The sequence below is a fragment of the Paraburkholderia sp. TE9906 genome (assembly GCF_056279605.1).
Genome location: NZ_JBWCCT010000016.1, coordinates 153,104 through 170,955 on the forward strand (window position 1 = coordinate 153,104; position 17,852 = coordinate 170,955).

Here is a 17,852-nt window from a genome sequence, read left to right on the forward strand (position 1 = left end):
GTGCGTCGGACGAACCCCGCGCCGCTGGCATACTAAGTCGCTCGCGAGCACGCGAACAAAACGTTTTACCTCCTGTTACAGCGCCCCGGCACCCCCAAAATCCGCGCCAGAAGCGCTCAACCGTTGGCTGCGCGCCGCATTCGCCTGTCGTCGCCGGACTGCTCAGGTAGAATTGTCGGATAAGTGGACGCACCACGCGCCCCCGACAGACTTTCACCTTCTCGCATGAATACCGAACGCAACGACGCGCCAGCGGCATCCAATTTCATCCGCAACATCATTGACGACGACAACCGCACCGGCAAGTGGGACCAGCGCGTCGAAACGCGCTTTCCGCCCGAACCGAACGGCTATCTGCACATCGGTCACGCGAAGAGCATTTGCCTGAACTTCGGCATCGCGCGCAGCTACGGCGGCGTGTGCCATCTGCGCTTTGACGACACCAATCCGGAAAAGGAAAGCGTCGAATACGTCGACTCGATCATCGACTCGGTGCGCTGGCTCGGCTTCGAGTGGGAAAAAGACGGCAAGGAGCAGCTCTACTACGCGAGCGACTACTACGACAAGCTGTACGAATTCGCCGAGCTGCTGATCGAGCGCGGCAAGGCCTACGTGGACAGCCAGTCGGCCGAGGAAATGCGCGCGAACCGCGGCTCGGCCACGGAAGTCGGCACGCCGTCGCGCTTCCGCGAGCGCTCGGTGCAGGAGAACCTCGACCTGTTCCGCCGCATGAAGGCGGGCGAGTTCAAGGAAGGCGAGCACGTGCTGCGCGCGAAGATCGACATGTCGTCGCCGAACTTCAACATGCGCGACCCGGTGATCTACCGCATCCGCTTCGCGCATCACTATCGCACCGGCGACAAATGGTGCGTGTACCCGATGTACGACTACACGCACTGCATCTCGGACGCGCTGGAAAACATCACGCATTCGCTGTGCACGCTCGAGTTCGAAGATCATCGGCCGCTCTACGACTGGATTCTGAACGAGCTCGCCGACGCGGGCATCTTCACGCGCCCGCTGCCGCAACAAATCGAGTTTTCGCGCCTGAACCTCACCTACGCGATCACCAGCAAGCGCAAGCTGCTGCAACTCGTCAACGAAGGCCACGTGGACGGCTGGGACGACCCGCGTTTGCCGACCATCGTCGGCCTGCGCCGGCGCGGCTTCACGCCTGAGTCGATCCAGCTGTTCTGCGAGCGCATCGGCATCACCAAGGTCGATTCGTGGATCGACATGAGCGTGTTCGAAGGCGCGCTGCGCGACGATCTCGACGAGAAGGCGCCGCGTATCGCCGCCGTGCTCGATCCGCTCAAGCTGATCATCGACAACTTCCCCGAAGGCGTCACCGAGCCGTGCAGCGCGCCGGTCCACCCGCATCATCCAGAACAGGGCGTGCGCGAATTTCCGATTTCGCGCGAACTGTGGATCGAGCGCGAGGACTACAACGAAGCGCCGCCGAAGGGCTACTTCCGCCTGTTCCCAGGCAACAAGGTGCGGCTGCGCTACGGCTACGTGATCGAATGCACGGGCGCGGACAAGGACGAGAACGGCAACGTCGTCGCGGTCCATTGCAACTACTTCCCGGACAGCAAGTCGGGCACCGAAGGCGCGAACACCTACAAGGTCAAGGGCAACATTCACTGGGTCAGCGCGGCCGCCGCCTGCCCCGCCGAAGTGCGCATCTACGACCGGCTGTTCAAGGAGCCGCAACCGGACGCCGGCGGGCGCGACTTCCTCGAAGCGCTGAATCCGCATTCGAAGCGCGTGGTCAACGCCTACCTGGAGCCGGGCGCGCGCGACGCGCTGCCGGAGCAGCGCTATCAGTTCGAGCGCCACGGTTATTTCGTCGCCGACCGCGTCGATTCGAAGCCGGGCAAGCCCGTGTTCAATCGCATCGTCAGCCTGCGCGACAGCTGGGGCAAGCCGGCGTAAGCTGGAGCGGCCGCCGGTCTTCGCGCATCTGAAGTTGCAGACGGCGTGCATCCCGCTTCACGGGCTGCACGCCGTTTCGTTGCATGATGGTCTATCGACAGTCACAGCGCGGCCTGGTGGGCGCGCCGGTCCGGGAGGCCCGATGAAAGTTGCAGCCCGCCACCGCGGGGCAAGTGCCGGAGCAAGTACCGGAACGTTGACGACGCCGGGCACGGCTCACGGCGCACGCCACGCACAGCGCACATGCGCCGTTCGTGCGGCGCGCGCCGCCTACCCCGCACGTTTCGCCTATCGGGCGCGTTGCGCGCTCGTGGCGCTCGCCACGCTCGGCGCGGCTTCGCTTGTCGACCCCGCTCACGCGGACGAACTCACCGGCACGCTGAGAAAAATCCACGACGACGGCGTGATCGTGCTCGGCGTGCGTGAAGCGTCGATCCCATTCTCGTATTTCGACGGCAAACAGACGGTCGGCTATTCGCAGACCATCGCGCTGCAGATCGTCGATGAAATCAGGAAAACGCTCGGCATGCCGCAGTTGAAGGTTCACGAGATCACCGTGACCTCGTCGAACCGCACGCCGATGCTGCTGAACAACCAGATCGATCTGGAATGCGGTTCGACCACGCACACTGTGGAGCGCGAAAACGTGGCCGCGTTCTCGAACAGTTTTTTCCAGTACGCGGTGCGCATGATCACGCGCAAGAACAGCGGCATTACGGATTTTCCGGATCTGGCCGGCAAGACGGTGGTGACGACCGCGGGCACGTCCGACGAACGTCTGTTGCGCCGCCTGAATACCGACAAGCATCTGAACATGCGCATCACCAGCGCGCGCGATCATCTGGAAGCCTTTACCGCGGTCAAGGAGGACCGGGCCGTGGCCTTCGTGATGGACGAGCCGATCGTGTATGGCTTCAAGTCGACCGATCCACGCCCCGACGACTTCGTCGTGACGGGCACGCCGCTCGGCTACGAAGTCTACGCGTGCATGTTCCGCAAGGGCGACGAACCTTTCCGCACGCTCGTGAACCGGGTGATTTCGCGCTCGCAGACTTCCGGCGACGCGGAACGTCTGTACAGGCAGTGGTTCACGCAGCCGATCCCGCCGCACGGCATCAATCTGAATTTTCCGCTGTCGGAATCGAACCGCGCACTGTTCGCGCATCCGAACGACCGCGCGCTGGATTAAGCGTGGCGCGTGGCGCGTCAGGGAGTGGGGGGCGAACGGCAAACGGTCGCCGTCTCCGCCTCTATAAGGACCGATGCAACTCCGCCAGCGATAGCGTCGTCTGAAAGAGCCGCGCGAGACTGCGGCTCGCATACTTAGGAATTTCATCGATCGCGGCCCAACGGTACGCGTCCATCTCGGGAATCAGCGTGCCATCGGAGCGCCGCGGGAACAGCGACGTGCAGGTGCATGCGCTCAGATCGAGTTCGTCGGCGCTGGCGCGCGCGGCGAACAGATGCAGGTCCTTGTCGCGCCGGTAGACGAACAGGCCGAGATCCTTCAGACGCTCCGGCGCGATCGCGATGCCGGTCTCCTCGACCATCTCACGCAACGCGGTGACGTGCGGCGCTTCACCCTCTTCGCCGTGCCCCTTTGGAATGTCCCAGTGCGACGTTTCGGTGGCGTGCGCGAGCAGCAACCGGCCATCCGGGTCGAGCAGAACGATCCCGCAAGAAACGACCCGCGGGCTCATCGACGCTCCGCGCCGCCGCAGCGCGCGGCTTCGAGCGGCGCCGGCAGCAGGCCGGCGCGCGCAGCCATCACGACCTGCATCCTCAGTTTTTCTTCTGCAATTGCCAGGCGGCGCCTTGCTTGCAGAACTGCGGACGCAGATGCATCGACTGGCCCTTCGCATTCAGTTCGACGGCCAGATTGCGGCAGGTACGCCCACCATCGTTGGTGGTGTCGACGACGGCGATCGTTGCGTCGATCTTCACGCTGTTGCCTGTGCCTTCGTTGACCCAGTGGGCGCTTTCGCCGTCCTTCGTGTCGTTGAGCGCGGCGAAGACGGCCTTCTTCACGGACTCCACGTCGCGCTGCTTCATGTAGGACATCGGCGTGTCATTCAGAAAGCCGAGATTCGCCGCCTGCGCGCCGATTGCGCCGCCCAGCAGCAGGCTCGCGCAGGTCAGATGAAGCAGCACACGGGTTCGTATCGACATGAAAGATTCTCCTCGAAAGTGTTCGGAGCGGTTTCGAGCGCGTGGGCCGCGGCTCTTGATCTGGACCCCAAAAGGATAGCATGCCCTCGGGAAAGGCCAGCGCGACGCGGCTTGCCATTGACGCGCGGCAAGCGGATCGACTCGACGCGGGCCTGCAGGCCTTCAGCTACCGCATCGTCCGCCAACGGCGCGGCAGACGCTGTCGATTTTAGGGCGATTCCCCTAGCGTCTTATGAAGCGTCTTATGAAGCGTCTTATGAAGCGTCTTATGAAGCGTCTTATGAAGCGTCTTATGAAGCGTCTTCATAAGATTAGCGATTCCCTTCCCACAGCCGTCAAGCTTCCGACTGCTCGTCCTGAACTTCTTTCTTGCCCGGGAGATTTTCGCCGCCACCCTCGCGCTGCTGTGCGTCGCGCTCGTGCCGGCCGCGAGCGGCCCCGATCCCGGATTGACGCAACGTATCGTACGGATGGGCGGCGTGCCGGCCGCGCGCTGGCCCACTCTGCGCATGCGCGTCGGCGTCACCTGTGTGTCCTTCGCTGCTGATCGGCGCCTGCTATTGCATCCTCGCCGGTTCAGGTCGACTGAGCGCAGCCGCTCGTCACCCGGAGGCAGGCCACGGAAACCATAGCCCGGCCTGCCCTCTTCCACCGTCAGTTTGCGGCCGCACCGGTGGTCGCCACATGGACCCGTGCGCCGGGCGCCTGGTACCCATCGGTCAGCGTCTTCAGAAACGCCACCACATCCTTGATCTCAGCTGCGTCGAACACCGGCTTGTCGCCCGGTTTGCGGTCGAACGGCGCGTCGGTATTCAGGTTGGCCCAGTAGCGCTGCGGCAGATCGTCGAACTTCTGCACCTTGCCCTTCGAGACCGGATAGAACTTTGCCGGGTTCGTGTCGCGTTCGGCGTAAAAGCGCACCGCCTGCTCGAGCGAATGATAGATGCCGTTGTGGAAGAAGCTCTGCTTCAACGCGACGTTGCGCAACGTCGGCGTGCGGAAAAGGCCGCAGAATTCGTCGCGCCCCTTCAGGTCGGTGCGCTCCGGGCCGCATGCGCCGAGGTCGTAGAAGCGCGGATCGCGATTCACCGGCAGCGCGCGATTGCGCGGCACGCCGATCGCGATCAGACCGAAGTCGCTGAACTGCGGCGGCGCGCCGTCCCGGGTGCGCTGGCTGATGTGGCAGCTCGCGCAATTGCCCTTCTGTTCGTCGTTGAAGAGTTGCAGGCCATGCAGTTCGGCTGGCGTCAGCTGTGCCTTGCCCGCCAGATACGCGTCGTACTTGCTGGTGTACGGATAGAAGACCTCGGGCGTTTGCTCGAACGTTTCGAGCGCCTGCAGCACGGCCTTGAAGGTGGCGGCGTCGTTGTCGAAAATGTGCTCGCCGAAGGCCGCGCGGAACGCGTCGGCGTATGGCGCGGCCTTGACCGCCGCGGTGACTTTGGCCGGCGTGCTGCCCATCTCGAACGACGACAGCAGCGGAATGCGCGCCTGCTCGCCACCACGGTCGACCCGCCCGTCCCACGTGAGGCCGCCGGTGGGTCCGGCATCCACGCTTTCGTCGCCTTCGTCGTCGGACTCGTGGTAGTGCTCGGCGAACGCAGGCACCGCTTGCAGATACTTCAGCGTCGGCGCGGCGCGCATGCCGGTGCGGTGCATGTCGCTGCCGCCCAGCTGTACCGACAACGCATTAGCCGGCGCAAAGCCGTGCCCCGGACTGTGGCACGACGCGCAAGCGAGCTTGCCCGAGCCGGAGAGCGACGCGTCGAAAAAGAGCTGCTTGCCGAGCGCCGTCATTTGCCGCACGGATTCGTAGACCTGCGCGCGCGACCGGCCGGCGTCATGGCCTGCGACCTTCACGGCGGAGGCCGCCTCGGGTGCGGCGGAGACGGGCGCATTGGCGTGGTTCGCCGCGGAAGTTGCGCCTGCACTCGCTCCGGCTTTCGCGCCGCCCTGCGCATTCGCTCCTGCGACGGCATCCGCGCTGACACCGCCCGCATCGCAAGCCGCCAGCATGACGGTCACCGTCATCGCGCTCATCGCGGCGAACACCGCCCGCCGCGCACCCGCTCCCGCTTGCCCGGCGCTCCGCCGTTCGCCTCGTCGCATCATTGTTTCCCGAATCCCCGTCAGACCAAGCCGCATATGAACGATGTGAGTGTGCGATATCGAAGTCGGCGAGCATATTTCATTTTCATGTCTATCAAATGACACTCAGCCGACGGAAAATTCCCGACAAAGGCGTTTCGTAATTAATTACATCTCTCTGTCAAATTCCCTTGCGAAACTTTCGCCGGCGGTCGCTCGTGTAAGGAATGCGCGCGGCCCGTCCCCAACGCGAGAGAGAGAGAAATCATTCAAATGAACAAGAAACTGATCTGCGCGACGCCCATCGCGATCGCAGCGGCACTGAGTCTGTATGCGTGCGGCGGCAGCGAAGTCACGCAGCGGGACATCACGTCGATCAAGACGGTCGTGGTGATCTACGCGGAAAACCGCAGCTTCGACAATCTGTACGGCAACTTCCCGGGCGCGAACGGTCTGCAGAACGTGAGCGCGGCGAACTCCACCCAGGTGGACCGCGACGGCACGCCGCTCGCGACGCTGCCGCAGGTATGGAACGGCCTCACGCAAACCGGCGTGACGCCGGTGGTCACGCAGGCGATGACGGCCAATCTGCCGAACAGCCCGTTCGCGATCGACGACCCGAAGGGTTTCAACACGCCGATCACCGCGACGACGCGCGACCTCTATCACCGCTTCTACGAGAACCAGATGCAGATCAACGGCGGCAAGAACGACAAGTTCGCCGCCTGGGCCGATTCGGGCGGCCTCGTGATGGGCCACTACTCGCTCAACGCCGACAAGCTGCCGCTCTGGAAGATCGCCCAGCAATACACGCTCGCCGACAACTTCTTCATGGGCGCGTTCGGCGGCTCGTTCCTGAATCACCAGTGGCTCGTCTGCGCGTGCACGCCGATCTATCCGAACGCGGACAAGAGCCCGGCGGCCGCCTCGATCTCGGCGGTGGAAAGCGACGGCGTGACGCTCAAGGTCGCGTCGAACTCGCCGGCTTCGGCGCAAAGCGGTCCGCCCAAGTACGTGCTGTCGGGCAACCTGACGCCGGACTTCTACGCGATCAACACGATGCAGCCGGCGTATCAGCCGAGCGGCAACAAGGCGGCGTCCGGCGGTGACGCGAATCTCGCCGATCCGAGCCAGGCGACCACGCTGCCGCCGCAGACGCAAAAGCACATCGGCGACCTGCTGAACGACGCGAAGGTGTCGTGGGCGTGGTACGGCGGCGCATGGGGCGCAGCGGCAGCCGCGGCGCAGAACGGCACGTCGAATGTGATCTACGGTGCGAACCTGACGGCACCGAACTTCCAGCCGCACCATCAGCCGTTCAACTACTTCGCCGATCTCGCACCGGGCACCGCAAACCGCGCGCAGCATCTGCTCGACGGCGGCATGGGCGGTTCCGAGTTCATCAAGGCGATCGATGCCGGCACGCTGCCGCAGGTATCGTTCTACAAGCCGCAGGGCAACCTGAACGAGCACCCGGGCTACACCGACGTCGCGAGCGGCGACCAGCACATCGCCGACGTGATCTCGCATCTGCAGAAGAGTCCGCAGTGGAACAACATGCTGGTGGTCGTGACCTACGACGAAAACGGCGGTTTCTGGGATCACGTGGCGCCGCCGAAGGCCGACCGCTGGGGTCCGGGCACGCGCATTCCCGCACTGATCATCTCGCCGTTCGCGAAGAAGGGTTACGTCGATCACACGCAGTACGACACGACGTCGATTCTGCGCTTCATCACGCATCGTTACTCGCTGCCGACGCTGCCGGGTATCGCGGCGCGTGACGCGGCGCTGACCAGCAACGGCGGCAAGCCGCTGGGCGACCTGACCGCGGCGCTGGATATCAAGCATTAAGGACGTGGCAGCCGGGCGCGGCGCATTGGTTTCGGCCCGGCTATCCATGCCAGCCCCAGCGGGTCGGCAACGCCCATTCGGCGCACCACGGAGCGCGGACAGTGGACGCGCAATCGACAAGCAACAGTCCGCCTGATGGCGAGACTTCGACGGGCAGCCTCGGCTGCCCTTTTTTTCGTCCTGGGCATGGCCCGCGCGGCCTGTCCGCTTCTCCGCCATCGAGGCACGCGCCGAGCGCACGCGTTTTCGTGAGCGGCGTATGCTTCGACCCAAGGCACGCGCGTTGCCGTCGATGCCGGCCGCCATCCTTCCTCACGCGTGGCAGCACTGCCCGCTCATTCAGGAGTTCGACGAGATGACTGAAAAAACCATCAAGGTGCCCGGTCCCGCTCATCCCATCACGGTCGAGCCGGCGCGGGCCCGCGTGGTCGTGACCGTGGCCGGACGGGTGATCGCCGATACGCACAAGGCACTGGTGCTGCACGAAGCGGCTTATCCGCCGGTGTATTACGTGCCGCGTACCGATGTCGAAATGACCTTGCTGGAGCGCACCGATCATTCGACTTACTGCCCGTATAAGGGCGACTGCGCATACTACAGCGTGCCGATCGGCGGCGAGCGGACCGTGAATGCGGTGTGGACGTATGAGGCGCCGTACGCGTCGGTGAAGGAGATCGCGCAGCATCTGGCGTTCTATCCGGACCGGGTCGATTCGATCGATGTGCAGCCGGGCAAGTAGGAACCTCGTGCCTGGCGAAACGGCCGAGGTCCCGCTTCGCGGCGCGCGTGATGAGGTGCGATGGGGTCGCCGGCGCTCACATCGATCACGAACCTGGTCACGTGGTCAACGTGTTGGATAGCATGAGCATCGGCGTAGGAAAACTGGCTGAGAACGTGAGCGCAATGGCGTTGTGAGCTGCGAGCGCAACATCTCCGACAGTACACAAATACACGGGACATCCTTGGCGCATAACGCTTCGTTTTTTGCTACTTGCGCGTCCAAACAGAGGAGCCTTCTTTCCGTGCGCCCTGAAAAAAGAGCTCCGTCCGCCATATGGCCTTATGTGTCGAAGAAAGTCTTTAACTTATGATGAAGTAAAGACATATCTGGCGAGTAAGTTCATGTGCAATGAAATCTAAAAATTGAGCGACGCCGCGTTGATTCCCTGACGACGTGCCTATCGCGGCTATCGAGTGAGGACCACCCACCCGCTTTGTTCGACCTCGACCGGCACCGCTTCCAGGGCCGAGCCTTCACATGGTCCTTCGATGCACCGACCATCATCGAATCTGAACAGCGCGCTATGATGCGCGCACATGAGCACCTGCGCCTTGTAACAAAAGACGGTTCCAGGCTCAAAATCGAGAGGAACCGAAAAATGCGGGCAACGATTGACGTATGCCCACACCTGTAGCCCACGCCGCACGACCACCACGGGACGTCCAGCACGCTTTTCGTCAATGACGCGCGCACCGCCATCCGGGACTTCGGCAAACCAGCACAATCGGCTTGCGCACATCGCTCACACCCGCCGCTCAGGGTTGCCGAGGCTCCAGTCCCAAGGGCGCACTTCCACACGCGCGAAAAGACCTTCCTTCATGTATGGGTCGTTTCCGACAAATTGCATGACGGCATCGAGGTCGTCTGCCTCCACCACCAGCAAGGTGCCATTCATGGCATCGCATTGCGGCGCCAAAGTGGGGCCGCCGAGACGCACAAACACACCGTGCTGCGCCGCGCTTCGCAAATAGGTTCGGTGGTTCAGGCGAACGCGTTCACGGACTTCTCGCATGTCCGGCTTGTCCGTGGCGAAGACGGCGTAAAAGCGGGCCATTTTGATTAGCTCCGGTCGAGGACAAAGTCGTAACACGCTTCGCGGTATGGGCCGGCCAGTTTGAACTGTCGCGCCAGCTCATCATTCGCGGGACGGTCCCGGTATGCGACCATTAGAGAAGGTTTGACACCGAAGACTGCGTCCGACTCCAAAAATTGGTCGTCCTCATCAAACAGATGAGTGACTAGCTTGCGCCGCCCTGGCGCATCAATCATGAAATGCAGATGCGCAGGTCGCCATGGGTGCCTGCCGGTTGCGCCGAGCATCCTGCCAACCGGACCATCGGTTGGGATTGGATAGCTGACGGGCAAGATTGTGGTGATTGCGTAGCGCCCTTCGGAGTCGCTCCGATAGCGTCCTCGAAGATTGCCGTGCGGCTGAGCGATATCCTGGCCTGAATACATGCCGTTCTCCGCGGTCTGCCAGACGTCGAGAACGGCCCCTGCTACTGGCTCCCCATCGGTATCCAATACGCGCCCCCGCACGACGACCGGGGACCCCGGCGTCAAAGCCATGTTCTCCCCATATGCGCGCTCAGGCATTCCCTTGATGTAGAACGGACCAAACACAGTCGTGTCTGTCGCCCCCGTTGCATAGCGGTGGTTTATCGCGTCGACGAGCATCGAGACCCCAAGCGTATCCGATAAGAGAATGAACTCCTGACGAACGAGGTCATCGCACATCTTGCCGGTCTCGGTGAGAAAGCGAATAGCTCCCATCCACTCCGCTTCAGTCGGTTCCACCTCGCGCACGAATGCGTGAAGATGCTGGACCAGGCTTTGCATCAAGATGCGCAAGCGTGCGTCCGGCGTGCCTGCGAAGCTGGCGATGACCTGTTCGGTCAACGCGCTGTCGCCCTGTTGGTTTTCAATCATCAAGTCTGCTCCATTTACCAGACTCTTTGCCTCAATGTGGCGCCCGGCCCTCCCATGCATCCTGCAAAAGCTGACGAATCGCTCCGCGCTCAACGGGACGAGGGTTCACATACGGGTTCTTGCACGCCAGTTCAGCGGCCTCATCGAGGCCGCTTTCAGGTAGTCCGACATCTGCCAGCGCAACCGGAATCCCCAGTTGCCGAATCAGTTCGAATAAAAGGCGACCCGCTTCGGCGGGCTCATGGCCGCCAAGGGCTCTCGCAACTTTCTGTAACGCCTCGGGCGCGGCACGGTGGTTATAGTGGGCTGTGTGCGCAAGCATAGCCGCATGCGTTTGGGCATGAGGCAAATTGAATGTGCCGCCGAGCGTATGGCAGAGCTTGTGGTGAAGTGCCATGCCGACTGCACCAAGACAGGTTCCCGCAAGCCATGCACCATACAGTGCCTGGCTTCGCATCTCGCTGTCGCCTGGCGCACGCACGATTTTCGGCAACGACTCGCCCAAGACGCGTATCGACTCTTCCGCCATCAGACTGACTATGGGATTCGCATCCTCTGCATACAGCGCCTCGACTGCATGCGCCATGGCGTTGATTCCGGATGCAGCGGAGATGTCCACCGGCAAGGAAAGCGTCAGGGACGGGTCATATAACACGGTACGGGGCAACACGCGGGCGTCACGTCCGGTTCGCTTCAGGCGTCCCTCGGTGAGGCCAAAGATTGGTGTCATCTCTGAACCCGCATAGGTAGTCGGCACGGCGATGATTGGCAGTGACGACTCAAGCGCTATCGCTTTACCCAGCCCAATCGTAGAGCCGCCACCTATCGCGACACAGCAGTCCGCGCCAAGCTCCGCGGCCATCTCACATGCCGCGCGTGCGACCTCAACCGGCACATGCATGACTGCTTGTGCGCACACGCCAGCGGCGCGCTCACCCAATATGCCCCTCACCCGGTTAGCCAACTGCAACGGCTCAGGGGTCGACAGGATGAGCGCGCGTCGGGCCCCCAGCCTATCCAGCTCTTCGGGGAGCTTCGAAAGCGCGCCGCTCCCGAAAACCACGCGGGAGGGCGTACCCTGGTAGACAAAGCGCTCCATTCAGGCCTCAGCGCTTGAAGTGCGGCGGCACGTTGCCGTCGACGTTGACCCACACGGACCGTGCTTCGGTGTAGTCGTGCATAGCCTCGAAGCCCATTTCACGACCGTATCCCGACTGCCCCACACCACCGAACGGGCTGCCAGGATTGACTCGCTTGTAGCAATTAATCCAGCACATGCCCGCGCGGATTTGCGCGGCAGTCTTGTGCGCACGCGACAGGTCACGAGTCCAGAGACCACTACCAAGACCATAGTCAGTGCCATTCGCGATAGAAAGAGCCTCTTCGTCACTGCTGAAGCGAAGCACGGTGACAAACGGCCCGAATACCTCTTCCTGCGCGATACGGTCGGCGGCAGTCTTTGCCTCGATAACCGTAGGGCGGACGTAGTAACCATTTGCAAGCGCAGGGTCTTGCGGCGCGCTCCCGCCCGCGAGCACACGGCCGCCCTGTTCGCGCGCAACGTCGACGAACGTCAGCACGCGGTCCAGGTGCTGCTTCGAGGTAAGCGGCCCCATCTCCGTATTGGGGTCAAGCGGATTGCCCACGCGGACAGAAGACGCCAACGAAACGAACCGCTCAAGGAACTCGTCAGCGATGCGTTCGTGTAAAACAAGACGCGAACCAGCAATGCATGCCTGCCCCTGGTTGTGAAAGATCGCCCATGCCGCGCCGTTAATCGCGGCATCGAGGTTGGCGTCGTCGAAGACGATGTTGGCGCCCTTGCCGCCCAGCTCCAGCTGGACACGCTTCAGGTTTCCCTGTGACGCCTCGACAATGCGTCGGCCCGTCGCCGTCGAGCCCGTGAACGCAATCTTGCCTACACCCGGGTGCTCGGCGAGACGCTGACCGGCCGTGTGGCCATACCCGGGAACGATATTCACCACGCCCGTGGGGAACCCGACCTCATCCATGAGTTCGACGATGCGCAGAGTCGATAGCGGTGTGATTTCCGAAGGTTTTAGCACCACTGTGTTCCCTGCGGCGAGGGCGGGACCCATTTTCCAGCTCGTGAACATAAGCGGAAAGTTCCACGGCACAATCTGCCCGACAACCCCGATCGGTGCGCGCTGCACGTAGTTCAGGAAGCCGGTCTCGACGGGAATCACGGAGCCTTGCAGCTTGTCGGCCATACCGCCGAAATAGCGGAAGCAGCCAGCGGTGCGCGGTACGTCGAGAGCCCTCGAGTCGCGAATCGGATGGCCCGTGTCCAGCGACTCCAGTTGGGCGAGCTCCTCCGCATTTGCCTCGATAGCATCGGCGAGGCGCAACAAAAGTCGTCCGCGTTCCGCTGCAGCCATGGTCGACCATTTCGGGAAAGCGCGCGTTGCTGCCTCGACAGCCAGGTCAACGTCTACTTCGCTGGCCGCCGCAATCTTCGTGATGAGCGAGCCGTCGTGAGGATTAAGCACGTCGATGGTGCCGCCGTCGACGGCATCGACAAAGCGTCCGTCGATGAAGAGTTGGGTTTGCATGAATCGTCCTCGGGTTATTGCTGGCTCGCTACTCAAAACTCGATCGGGTACGGCGCAAATTCGCCGCTCTCGTACCGTTGCGGAAGGTCCGGAGTTGCGTTCTCCCAGACAAGCAACATCGAGCGCTTCGTCGAATACCCTTGATGTCGGATGTCGGCCGGCATCGCGCAGATGTCGCCCGCGCGCATCGTGATGCGGGCACGCGGTGCACCCGTGTTTTTGTCGCCGACATCCCAGACGATTTCGTCGGAGAGTTGCAGGAACCATTCGACCCGGTCGTTCCCATGAAACACCGGCAGAATGAATTCCTCGGTCGTCGGACAGAACAGACTGCGACCGCAGACGGACGTGACGGACGGATTCCATGTCACGTCGGAGCGCGACAGATACTTGAAGAGGTTGAAGGCATGCAGCTCGCCCTCGAAGCCAGGCTCGGCATGAACTTCAGGCTCGTCCTGTACGACATCGAGGAATGCCCGATTGACCGGCAGGTCGTTGCGCAAGGGCGAATCACCTTCGAGACCAGGCATCCTGCGCGTTGCGATACGGGTACGTTCGATTGCCGCGCCGTTTTCGCCATGTTTGCGGCCGAACGCGGTGCCGGTTTCCTCTGGTGCAGCAAACGGGTCGAAGCCCTCATTGGTCCAGTCGTGCAACATGGCTTTGAAGGTGGCCATGATGTTCGGCGTTTCGAAGGTCTCGGTATAGTCGACCCCGGCGTCTTTCATGACGCCGTTGAACGTGCCGGCATAGACATCGACCTTGCCGTAGTGATTGCGCGTGCCAAACACGTGGTCGAAATTCACCCATCCATAGAAAAATCCCCACGCGACATCACGCATCATTGCGCGCAGGAACGCGTCCGCGGGAACTGCGTGCGTGCGCGTCTGGCCTTTCGCCGGCCAGTTGATCTTCACGAAATACTCGTCGCGTTGAAATTCGAATGCACCGAGGGTGAAGCGACGATACCCGGTTATTGCGTCGGGTTCAGTCGCACGCACGGTGTCGGCAGCAAAACCGATGGAGTGGTCATTGGTTTCAAGGGTGGCCATAGCTTGTCTCCTTGGAATGTTCGATGAGCGAATGTCAATGCAGGCAGACGTCTGCCCATTTCTGCACCGACAGTTCACCCAGGATGGTCTGCACGAGCGCAACCCCGGGCTTGCGAGCCGTGAACCGGTACGCGCAGCCTGCTGGCAACATGGCCTGATGCCCTTTTCGCAGTACGACATGCCCCATCCGACGGCCAGCAGGCTCATCTCCAGCGAGAACGGTCCCGCTTCCTGTCGTAGGCGGCGTATCGAGCTTGATGAAGTCGATTCGAACCTCGCCATCCATCAGAATGGTGAACTCGTCATGCGCGCAGACGAACCATGCCGAACGGCCCTCGGTCCGGACCACTTCGATGACGTACTCAAGATTTTTGCCGACTACGATCTTCTCGTAGGGAGCCGATTGGGAAGCCACCTCGAAGACGTTCGAGAAGGCATAGTGGCGAGCACTTCCGCTCGTGATTTCAATGTCGCCCTTGTGATAGCTATCGAGCGAGCCAAAGACGGTATGGAATGCCGTGTCGGTCATTGCTGTCTCCTGTTGTTAAGCTTTCGTTAGCTTGAACTTTAGGAGCAGGAGGCAGCTGCAACAACCCGCGTGATGACGATTACGGCATTTGCGCTTCGCGAATAATCGACGTCGTCAAGACACCCAGCCGCGCTCAATCAAGGGCACGTCCCAAGCGGGTTCAGGACCGATATGCTCCGCGAGAAACTCGACTAAAGCCTTGACCTTCAGGGCCTGCCGCTGCGTGGCGGGATAGACCGCTGCGAAACTCAGATGCGAAAGCTGGTACTCCGTCAAAATAGGCACCAGCGAGCCGTCGAGAAGCGAAGCGCTAGCGACTAGCGTCGGCAAGCACACGACACCGCCGCCAGTCAGCGCGTAATCGCGAAGTAGATGGACCGAGTTTGACCGAATCATGCCCGGCAGTTCCATCTCGACAACCTCTTCTCCGCGCGTTAGCGTCCAGCGGTTGCGTGAGGGATATCCCGAATAGAGAGCTGTTGTGTGCTGCAACAAGTCGCGCGGGTGCCGCGGCGCACCATGGGCAGCGATGTAGGCTGGGGCCGCGCAGAATAGGCGGCGGACAGTGAAGAGGCGTCGCTCAATGAGCGATTCCGAAATCGCAGGGAATATTTGAAATGCTATGTCGAACCCTTCTTCAACCGGGTCAACGACGCGGTCGTTGACTATCACGTCAAGCTGTATGCCAGGATAGCGCCGGTTGAACTCGGCCATCGGAATACCAAAGTGGCCAAGCGCAAATCCCGGCAGCATCTGAATGCGAAGGCGACCTGTAGGCGTTGCGCGCAGCTCACGCATCTGGTCGGTTAGCTCATTCACCCGACCCACTACTTCCGCGCACTCGCGGTAAAACGCTTCTCCCACCTCTGACAACCGCACATGGCGCGTGCTTCGGTGAAAGAGAGGAGCATTGACGAATTTCTCCAGCTGCTGAATCCGATTCGTCACGACTGAACTGGTCACACCAAGCTGTCGGGCGGCTTCAGCGAAGCTGCTCGCTTCTGCGACCCGCACGAACGCCTCGATGCTCAGAAACCGGTCCATACGCATCCTTCCATCGTCAGCAAAAGTGTCAGTGTATATGGACAGGAGGACCCGCTGCGCGTCACGTACAACGTCGCGCCCTCACAGCGGATGCGCGTGTGGCGCGGTGACTTACCGCCGCCAGAATGCCGGTTTGTGGAATGCCCATTTCGCACCTACGCCAGGAAAACTCCCGTCACTTTCGCCCTTCATGCCGCAACACTTCTCAGGAGGATGCTCATGTTTTACGTCATTCACGCGCTCGACAAACCTGGCCAGGCTCAGATCCGGCTCGACAACTATGCGGACCACAAATCGTACCTCTCAAACGCGAATATCAAGACAGTCGTCTCAGGTCCTTTGCTGGACGACGATGATGAAACCAAGATTGGCTCTTTTTTTCCTGATCGAGGCAGAGCGCAAAAAGGATGTCATCGAGTTCAATGCCAATGACCCATTCGCCAGAATTGGGTTATGGCAAAGCGTTTGCATCCATGCTTTCAACAAGCGTGTTGATAACCGCGATGATTCGAGTGCCTCATCGTAGGGCCCGCGTTCGACACCAGGGTCCCGTCATGGTCTATCTCGGCTGCTCTCCTGCCGCCAAACCGGCACGCATGGGCTGACGACGCTGCAGGACAGCCGGCGCGGTCTCCCTGAGCAGCAGGCTAACGACGATGCCGAGCACCACGGCGAACATCGGCAGCCAGAGAATGTTTTGAATTCCAAAGTGCGCGGCAACATAGCCGCCAAGGGCAGGCGCGATTCCGCCGCCGAAGATTTCACCGACACCGACCACGACACCGATGGACGTCGATACAAGTCCGACAGGCGCAGCTTCAGTCGCGACCGGCCCCGAGAGCAACGACACCAGACCCAGCGTGAAGAATGAAGCCACGAACAGGACAGCAAACAGCGGTAACGGCTGCGGGCCGAGTTCGCGGAAGATGTACAGCATCGCGGCGGTCCCTGCAAAGCCCACGATGCTTGCCAGGCGGCGTCCGACGATGTCGGACAGACCCGGCAAGCCAAATTGACCAAGAAACCCGCCGAAACCGATGGCCGAGACGACCAGTCCCATTCGCTGCGTGTCGAGCAACAGGTACCCCGTTAGATACAAGGGCAAGAGTGCGCCGAGGACGAAGACGCCAGTCATCGCGCAGCAAAGTGCTCCCATCGCCACGATAATGTTTCTGCTCTTCAGAACGTGGCGGAGCGAAGCAGGAGTCTCCTCGGAGGCGACTTTCGGCGCCGGCTTCGGCTCGCGAATGACATAAAACATAATCAAACCGAGTATCAGCCCCGGGACTGCTACGAGAGCAAACACCCACCGCCATGTGACGAAGCCCAGCAGCTGTGTCGCGATGATTGGTGCGAGCGCCAATCCGAACAGAGCAAACCCACTTTGCTGAAGGCCGAGGTTCAGGCCGCGTCTGCGTGGGTGCGATGCATCAGCGGTGGCAGCAAAGCTCGTGGGGCAGAAGGAGCCTTCTGCGACGCCCATTAAACCTCGGATGGCAATCAGGCTGAACAGTCCGCCCGCAAGTCCGGAGAAACCGGACAGGAGCGAAAACGCGAGGATTGCCGGGATAAGTACTTTCCTGCGCCCAATCTTGTCCGAGATGCCACCCATCAGTGCCGCAAAGACGCCCCACGAAAGGCCGAGCACGCCAATGCAGTTACCGACGTCCTGCGCGTTCAGGTTGAGGTCCTTCATGATGGATGGAAATAGCGGCGCGATGAGCCAGCGGTCCAGTTCAACCAGGCCAAAACCAAGCGCCAGTAGCGTGACTGCTTTCCATTCGTAGGAGCTGTCCCACTTGTTTGCTGGAGTTGACCCTGTAATTCCGGACACAGCGTCACACTAAGGTTGCTGAATCCATCGCGCGGCGAAACGCTCGTGGCGAGCGGTATTTCAACGC

General features: G+C 61.6%; 17 protein-coding genes. 5 read left to right on the forward strand and 12 right to left on the reverse strand.

Annotation, left to right across the window (positions count from 1 at the left end):
• Positions 1 to 225: 225 nt before the first annotated feature.
• Together ACZ9H4_RS31270 and ACZ9H4_RS31275 are read left to right on the forward strand one after the other, a co-directional pair.
• Complete coding sequence (locus tag ACZ9H4_RS31270; protein WP_408325110.1) at positions 226 to 1,935, forward strand: glutamine--tRNA ligase/YqeY domain fusion protein; 1,710 nt, start codon at positions 226 to 228, stop codon at positions 1,933 to 1,935.
• A gap of 142 nt (positions 1,936 to 2,077) precedes the next feature.
• The gene (locus ACZ9H4_RS31275) at positions 2,078 to 3,124 is read left to right on the forward strand and encodes a transporter substrate-binding domain-containing protein (RefSeq protein WP_408325108.1); all 1,047 of its coding nucleotides are present in this window, start codon (positions 2,078 to 2,080) and stop codon (positions 3,122 to 3,124) included.
• A 61-nt stretch (positions 3,125 to 3,185) separates the two neighbouring features.
• On the opposite strand, the gene ACZ9H4_RS31280 is transcribed toward ACZ9H4_RS31275, so the two are convergent.
• From ACZ9H4_RS31280 to ACZ9H4_RS31290, 3 genes are all read right to left on the reverse strand, one after another.
• Positions 3,186 to 3,635, reverse strand: coding sequence for an NUDIX hydrolase (locus ACZ9H4_RS31280; RefSeq protein WP_408146283.1), 450 nt, complete (start codon positions 3,633 to 3,635; stop codon positions 3,186 to 3,188).
• A gap of 82 nt (positions 3,636 to 3,717) precedes the next feature.
• The gene (locus ACZ9H4_RS31285; protein ID WP_408146281.1) at positions 3,718 to 4,104 is read right to left on the reverse strand and encodes a hypothetical protein; all 387 of its coding nucleotides are present in this window, start codon (positions 4,102 to 4,104) and stop codon (positions 3,718 to 3,720) included.
• A 654-nt stretch (positions 4,105 to 4,758) separates the two neighbouring features.
• Entirely contained in the window at positions 4,759 to 6,216 is a 1,458-nt protein-coding gene (locus ACZ9H4_RS31290; protein WP_476122438.1) for a cytochrome-c peroxidase, read from the reverse strand.
• 249 nt (positions 6,217 to 6,465) lie between these two features.
• Between ACZ9H4_RS31290 and ACZ9H4_RS31295 the strand changes: the two genes are divergently transcribed.
• On the forward strand, positions 6,466 to 8,043 hold the full coding sequence (locus ACZ9H4_RS31295; RefSeq protein WP_476122439.1) for an acid phosphatase: 1,578 nt from the start codon (positions 6,466 to 6,468) through the stop codon (positions 8,041 to 8,043).
• A gap of 355 nt (positions 8,044 to 8,398) precedes the next feature.
• Positions 8,399 to 8,782 carry a DUF427 domain-containing protein gene (locus ACZ9H4_RS31300; RefSeq protein ID WP_408146275.1) on the forward strand — a complete coding sequence of 128 codons (384 nt, stop codon included), beginning with the start codon at positions 8,399 to 8,401 and terminating at the stop codon, positions 8,780 to 8,782.
• A 448-nt stretch (positions 8,783 to 9,230) separates the two neighbouring features.
• Here the strand turns inward: ACZ9H4_RS31300 and ACZ9H4_RS31305 are convergent, their stop codons facing one another.
• From ACZ9H4_RS31305 to ACZ9H4_RS31340, 8 genes are all read right to left on the reverse strand, one after another.
• The gene (locus ACZ9H4_RS31305) at positions 9,231 to 9,563 is read right to left on the reverse strand and encodes a Rieske (2Fe-2S) protein (RefSeq protein ID WP_408146273.1); all 333 of its coding nucleotides are present in this window, start codon (positions 9,561 to 9,563) and stop codon (positions 9,231 to 9,233) included.
• A 3-nt stretch (positions 9,564 to 9,566) separates the two neighbouring features.
• On the reverse strand, positions 9,567 to 9,878 hold the full coding sequence (locus ACZ9H4_RS31310; protein ID WP_476122440.1) for a YciI family protein: 312 nt from the start codon (positions 9,876 to 9,878) through the stop codon (positions 9,567 to 9,569).
• Between the two features lie 5 nt (positions 9,879 to 9,883).
• Positions 9,884 to 10,753: an intradiol ring-cleavage dioxygenase gene (locus tag ACZ9H4_RS31315; RefSeq protein WP_408146269.1), complete on the reverse strand. Its 870-nt coding sequence runs from the start codon at positions 10,751 to 10,753 to the stop codon at positions 9,884 to 9,886.
• A 31-nt stretch (positions 10,754 to 10,784) separates the two neighbouring features.
• Positions 10,785 to 11,852, reverse strand: a complete 1,068-nt coding sequence (locus tag ACZ9H4_RS31320; RefSeq protein WP_476122441.1) for a maleylacetate reductase — start codon at positions 11,850 to 11,852, stop codon at positions 10,785 to 10,787.
• A 7-nt stretch (positions 11,853 to 11,859) separates the two neighbouring features.
• Entirely contained in the window at positions 11,860 to 13,326 is a 1,467-nt protein-coding gene (locus ACZ9H4_RS31325) for an aldehyde dehydrogenase family protein (protein WP_408325101.1), read from the reverse strand.
• Between the two features lie 32 nt (positions 13,327 to 13,358).
• Complete coding sequence (locus tag ACZ9H4_RS31330) at positions 13,359 to 14,378, reverse strand: hydroxyquinol 1,2-dioxygenase (RefSeq protein WP_408325164.1); 1,020 nt, start codon at positions 14,376 to 14,378, stop codon at positions 13,359 to 13,361.
• 34 nt (positions 14,379 to 14,412) lie between these two features.
• Positions 14,413 to 14,907: a cupin domain-containing protein gene (locus tag ACZ9H4_RS31335; RefSeq protein ID WP_408146262.1), complete on the reverse strand. Its 495-nt coding sequence runs from the start codon at positions 14,905 to 14,907 to the stop codon at positions 14,413 to 14,415.
• Between the two features lie 114 nt (positions 14,908 to 15,021).
• On the reverse strand, positions 15,022 to 15,951 hold the full coding sequence (locus ACZ9H4_RS31340; RefSeq protein ID WP_408146260.1) for a LysR family transcriptional regulator: 930 nt from the start codon (positions 15,949 to 15,951) through the stop codon (positions 15,022 to 15,024).
• Between the two features lie 219 nt (positions 15,952 to 16,170).
• On the opposite strand from ACZ9H4_RS31340, the gene ACZ9H4_RS31345 reads away from it, so the two are divergent.
• The gene (locus ACZ9H4_RS31345) at positions 16,171 to 16,383 is read left to right on the forward strand and encodes a YciI family protein (protein ID WP_476122442.1); all 213 of its coding nucleotides are present in this window, start codon (positions 16,171 to 16,173) and stop codon (positions 16,381 to 16,383) included.
• 127 nt (positions 16,384 to 16,510) lie between these two features.
• On the opposite strand, the gene ACZ9H4_RS31350 is transcribed toward ACZ9H4_RS31345, so the two are convergent.
• Positions 16,511 to 17,785 carry an MFS transporter gene (locus ACZ9H4_RS31350; protein WP_476122443.1) on the reverse strand — a complete coding sequence of 425 codons (1,275 nt, stop codon included), beginning with the start codon at positions 17,783 to 17,785 and terminating at the stop codon, positions 16,511 to 16,513.
• Between the last annotated feature and the right edge of the window lie 67 nt (positions 17,786 to 17,852).

Coding starts and splice junctions, on each gene's coding strand:
- ACZ9H4_RS31270 (WP_408325110.1), top strand. CDS start 226: ATGAATACCGAACGCAACGACGCGCCAGCGGCATCCAATTTCATCCGC.
- ACZ9H4_RS31275 (WP_408325108.1), top strand. CDS start 2,078: ATGAAAGTTGCAGCCCGCCACCGCGGGGCAAGTGCCGGAGCAAGTACC.
- ACZ9H4_RS31280 (WP_408146283.1), bottom strand. CDS start 3,635: ATGAGCCCGCGGGTCGTTTCTTGCGGGATCGTTCTGCTCGACCCGGAT.
- ACZ9H4_RS31285 (WP_408146281.1), bottom strand. CDS start 4,104: ATGTCGATACGAACCCGTGTGCTGCTTCATCTGACCTGCGCGAGCCTG.
- ACZ9H4_RS31290 (WP_476122438.1), bottom strand. CDS start 6,216: ATGATGCGACGAGGCGAACGGCGGAGCGCCGGGCAAGCGGGAGCGGGT.
- ACZ9H4_RS31295 (WP_476122439.1), top strand. CDS start 6,466: ATGAACAAGAAACTGATCTGCGCGACGCCCATCGCGATCGCAGCGGCA.
- ACZ9H4_RS31300 (WP_408146275.1), top strand. CDS start 8,399: ATGACTGAAAAAACCATCAAGGTGCCCGGTCCCGCTCATCCCATCACG.
- ACZ9H4_RS31305 (WP_408146273.1), bottom strand. CDS start 9,563: ATGTGCGCAAGCCGATTGTGCTGGTTTGCCGAAGTCCCGGATGGCGGT.
- ACZ9H4_RS31310 (WP_476122440.1), bottom strand. CDS start 9,878: ATGGCCCGCTTTTACGCCGTCTTCGCCACGGACAAGCCGGACATGCGA.
- ACZ9H4_RS31315 (WP_408146269.1), bottom strand. CDS start 10,753: ATGATTGAAAACCAACAGGGCGACAGCGCGTTGACCGAACAGGTCATC.
- ACZ9H4_RS31320 (WP_476122441.1), bottom strand. CDS start 11,852: ATGGAGCGCTTTGTCTACCAGGGTACGCCCTCCCGCGTGGTTTTCGGG.
- ACZ9H4_RS31325 (WP_408325101.1), bottom strand. CDS start 13,326: ATGCAAACCCAACTCTTCATCGACGGACGCTTTGTCGATGCCGTCGAC.
- ACZ9H4_RS31330 (WP_408325164.1), bottom strand. CDS start 14,378: ATGGCCACCCTTGAAACCAATGACCACTCCATCGGTTTTGCTGCCGAC.
- ACZ9H4_RS31335 (WP_408146262.1), bottom strand. CDS start 14,907: ATGACCGACACGGCATTCCATACCGTCTTTGGCTCGCTCGATAGCTAT.
- ACZ9H4_RS31340 (WP_408146260.1), bottom strand. CDS start 15,951: ATGGACCGGTTTCTGAGCATCGAGGCGTTCGTGCGGGTCGCAGAAGCG.
- ACZ9H4_RS31345 (WP_476122442.1), top strand. CDS start 16,171: ATGTTTTACGTCATTCACGCGCTCGACAAACCTGGCCAGGCTCAGATC.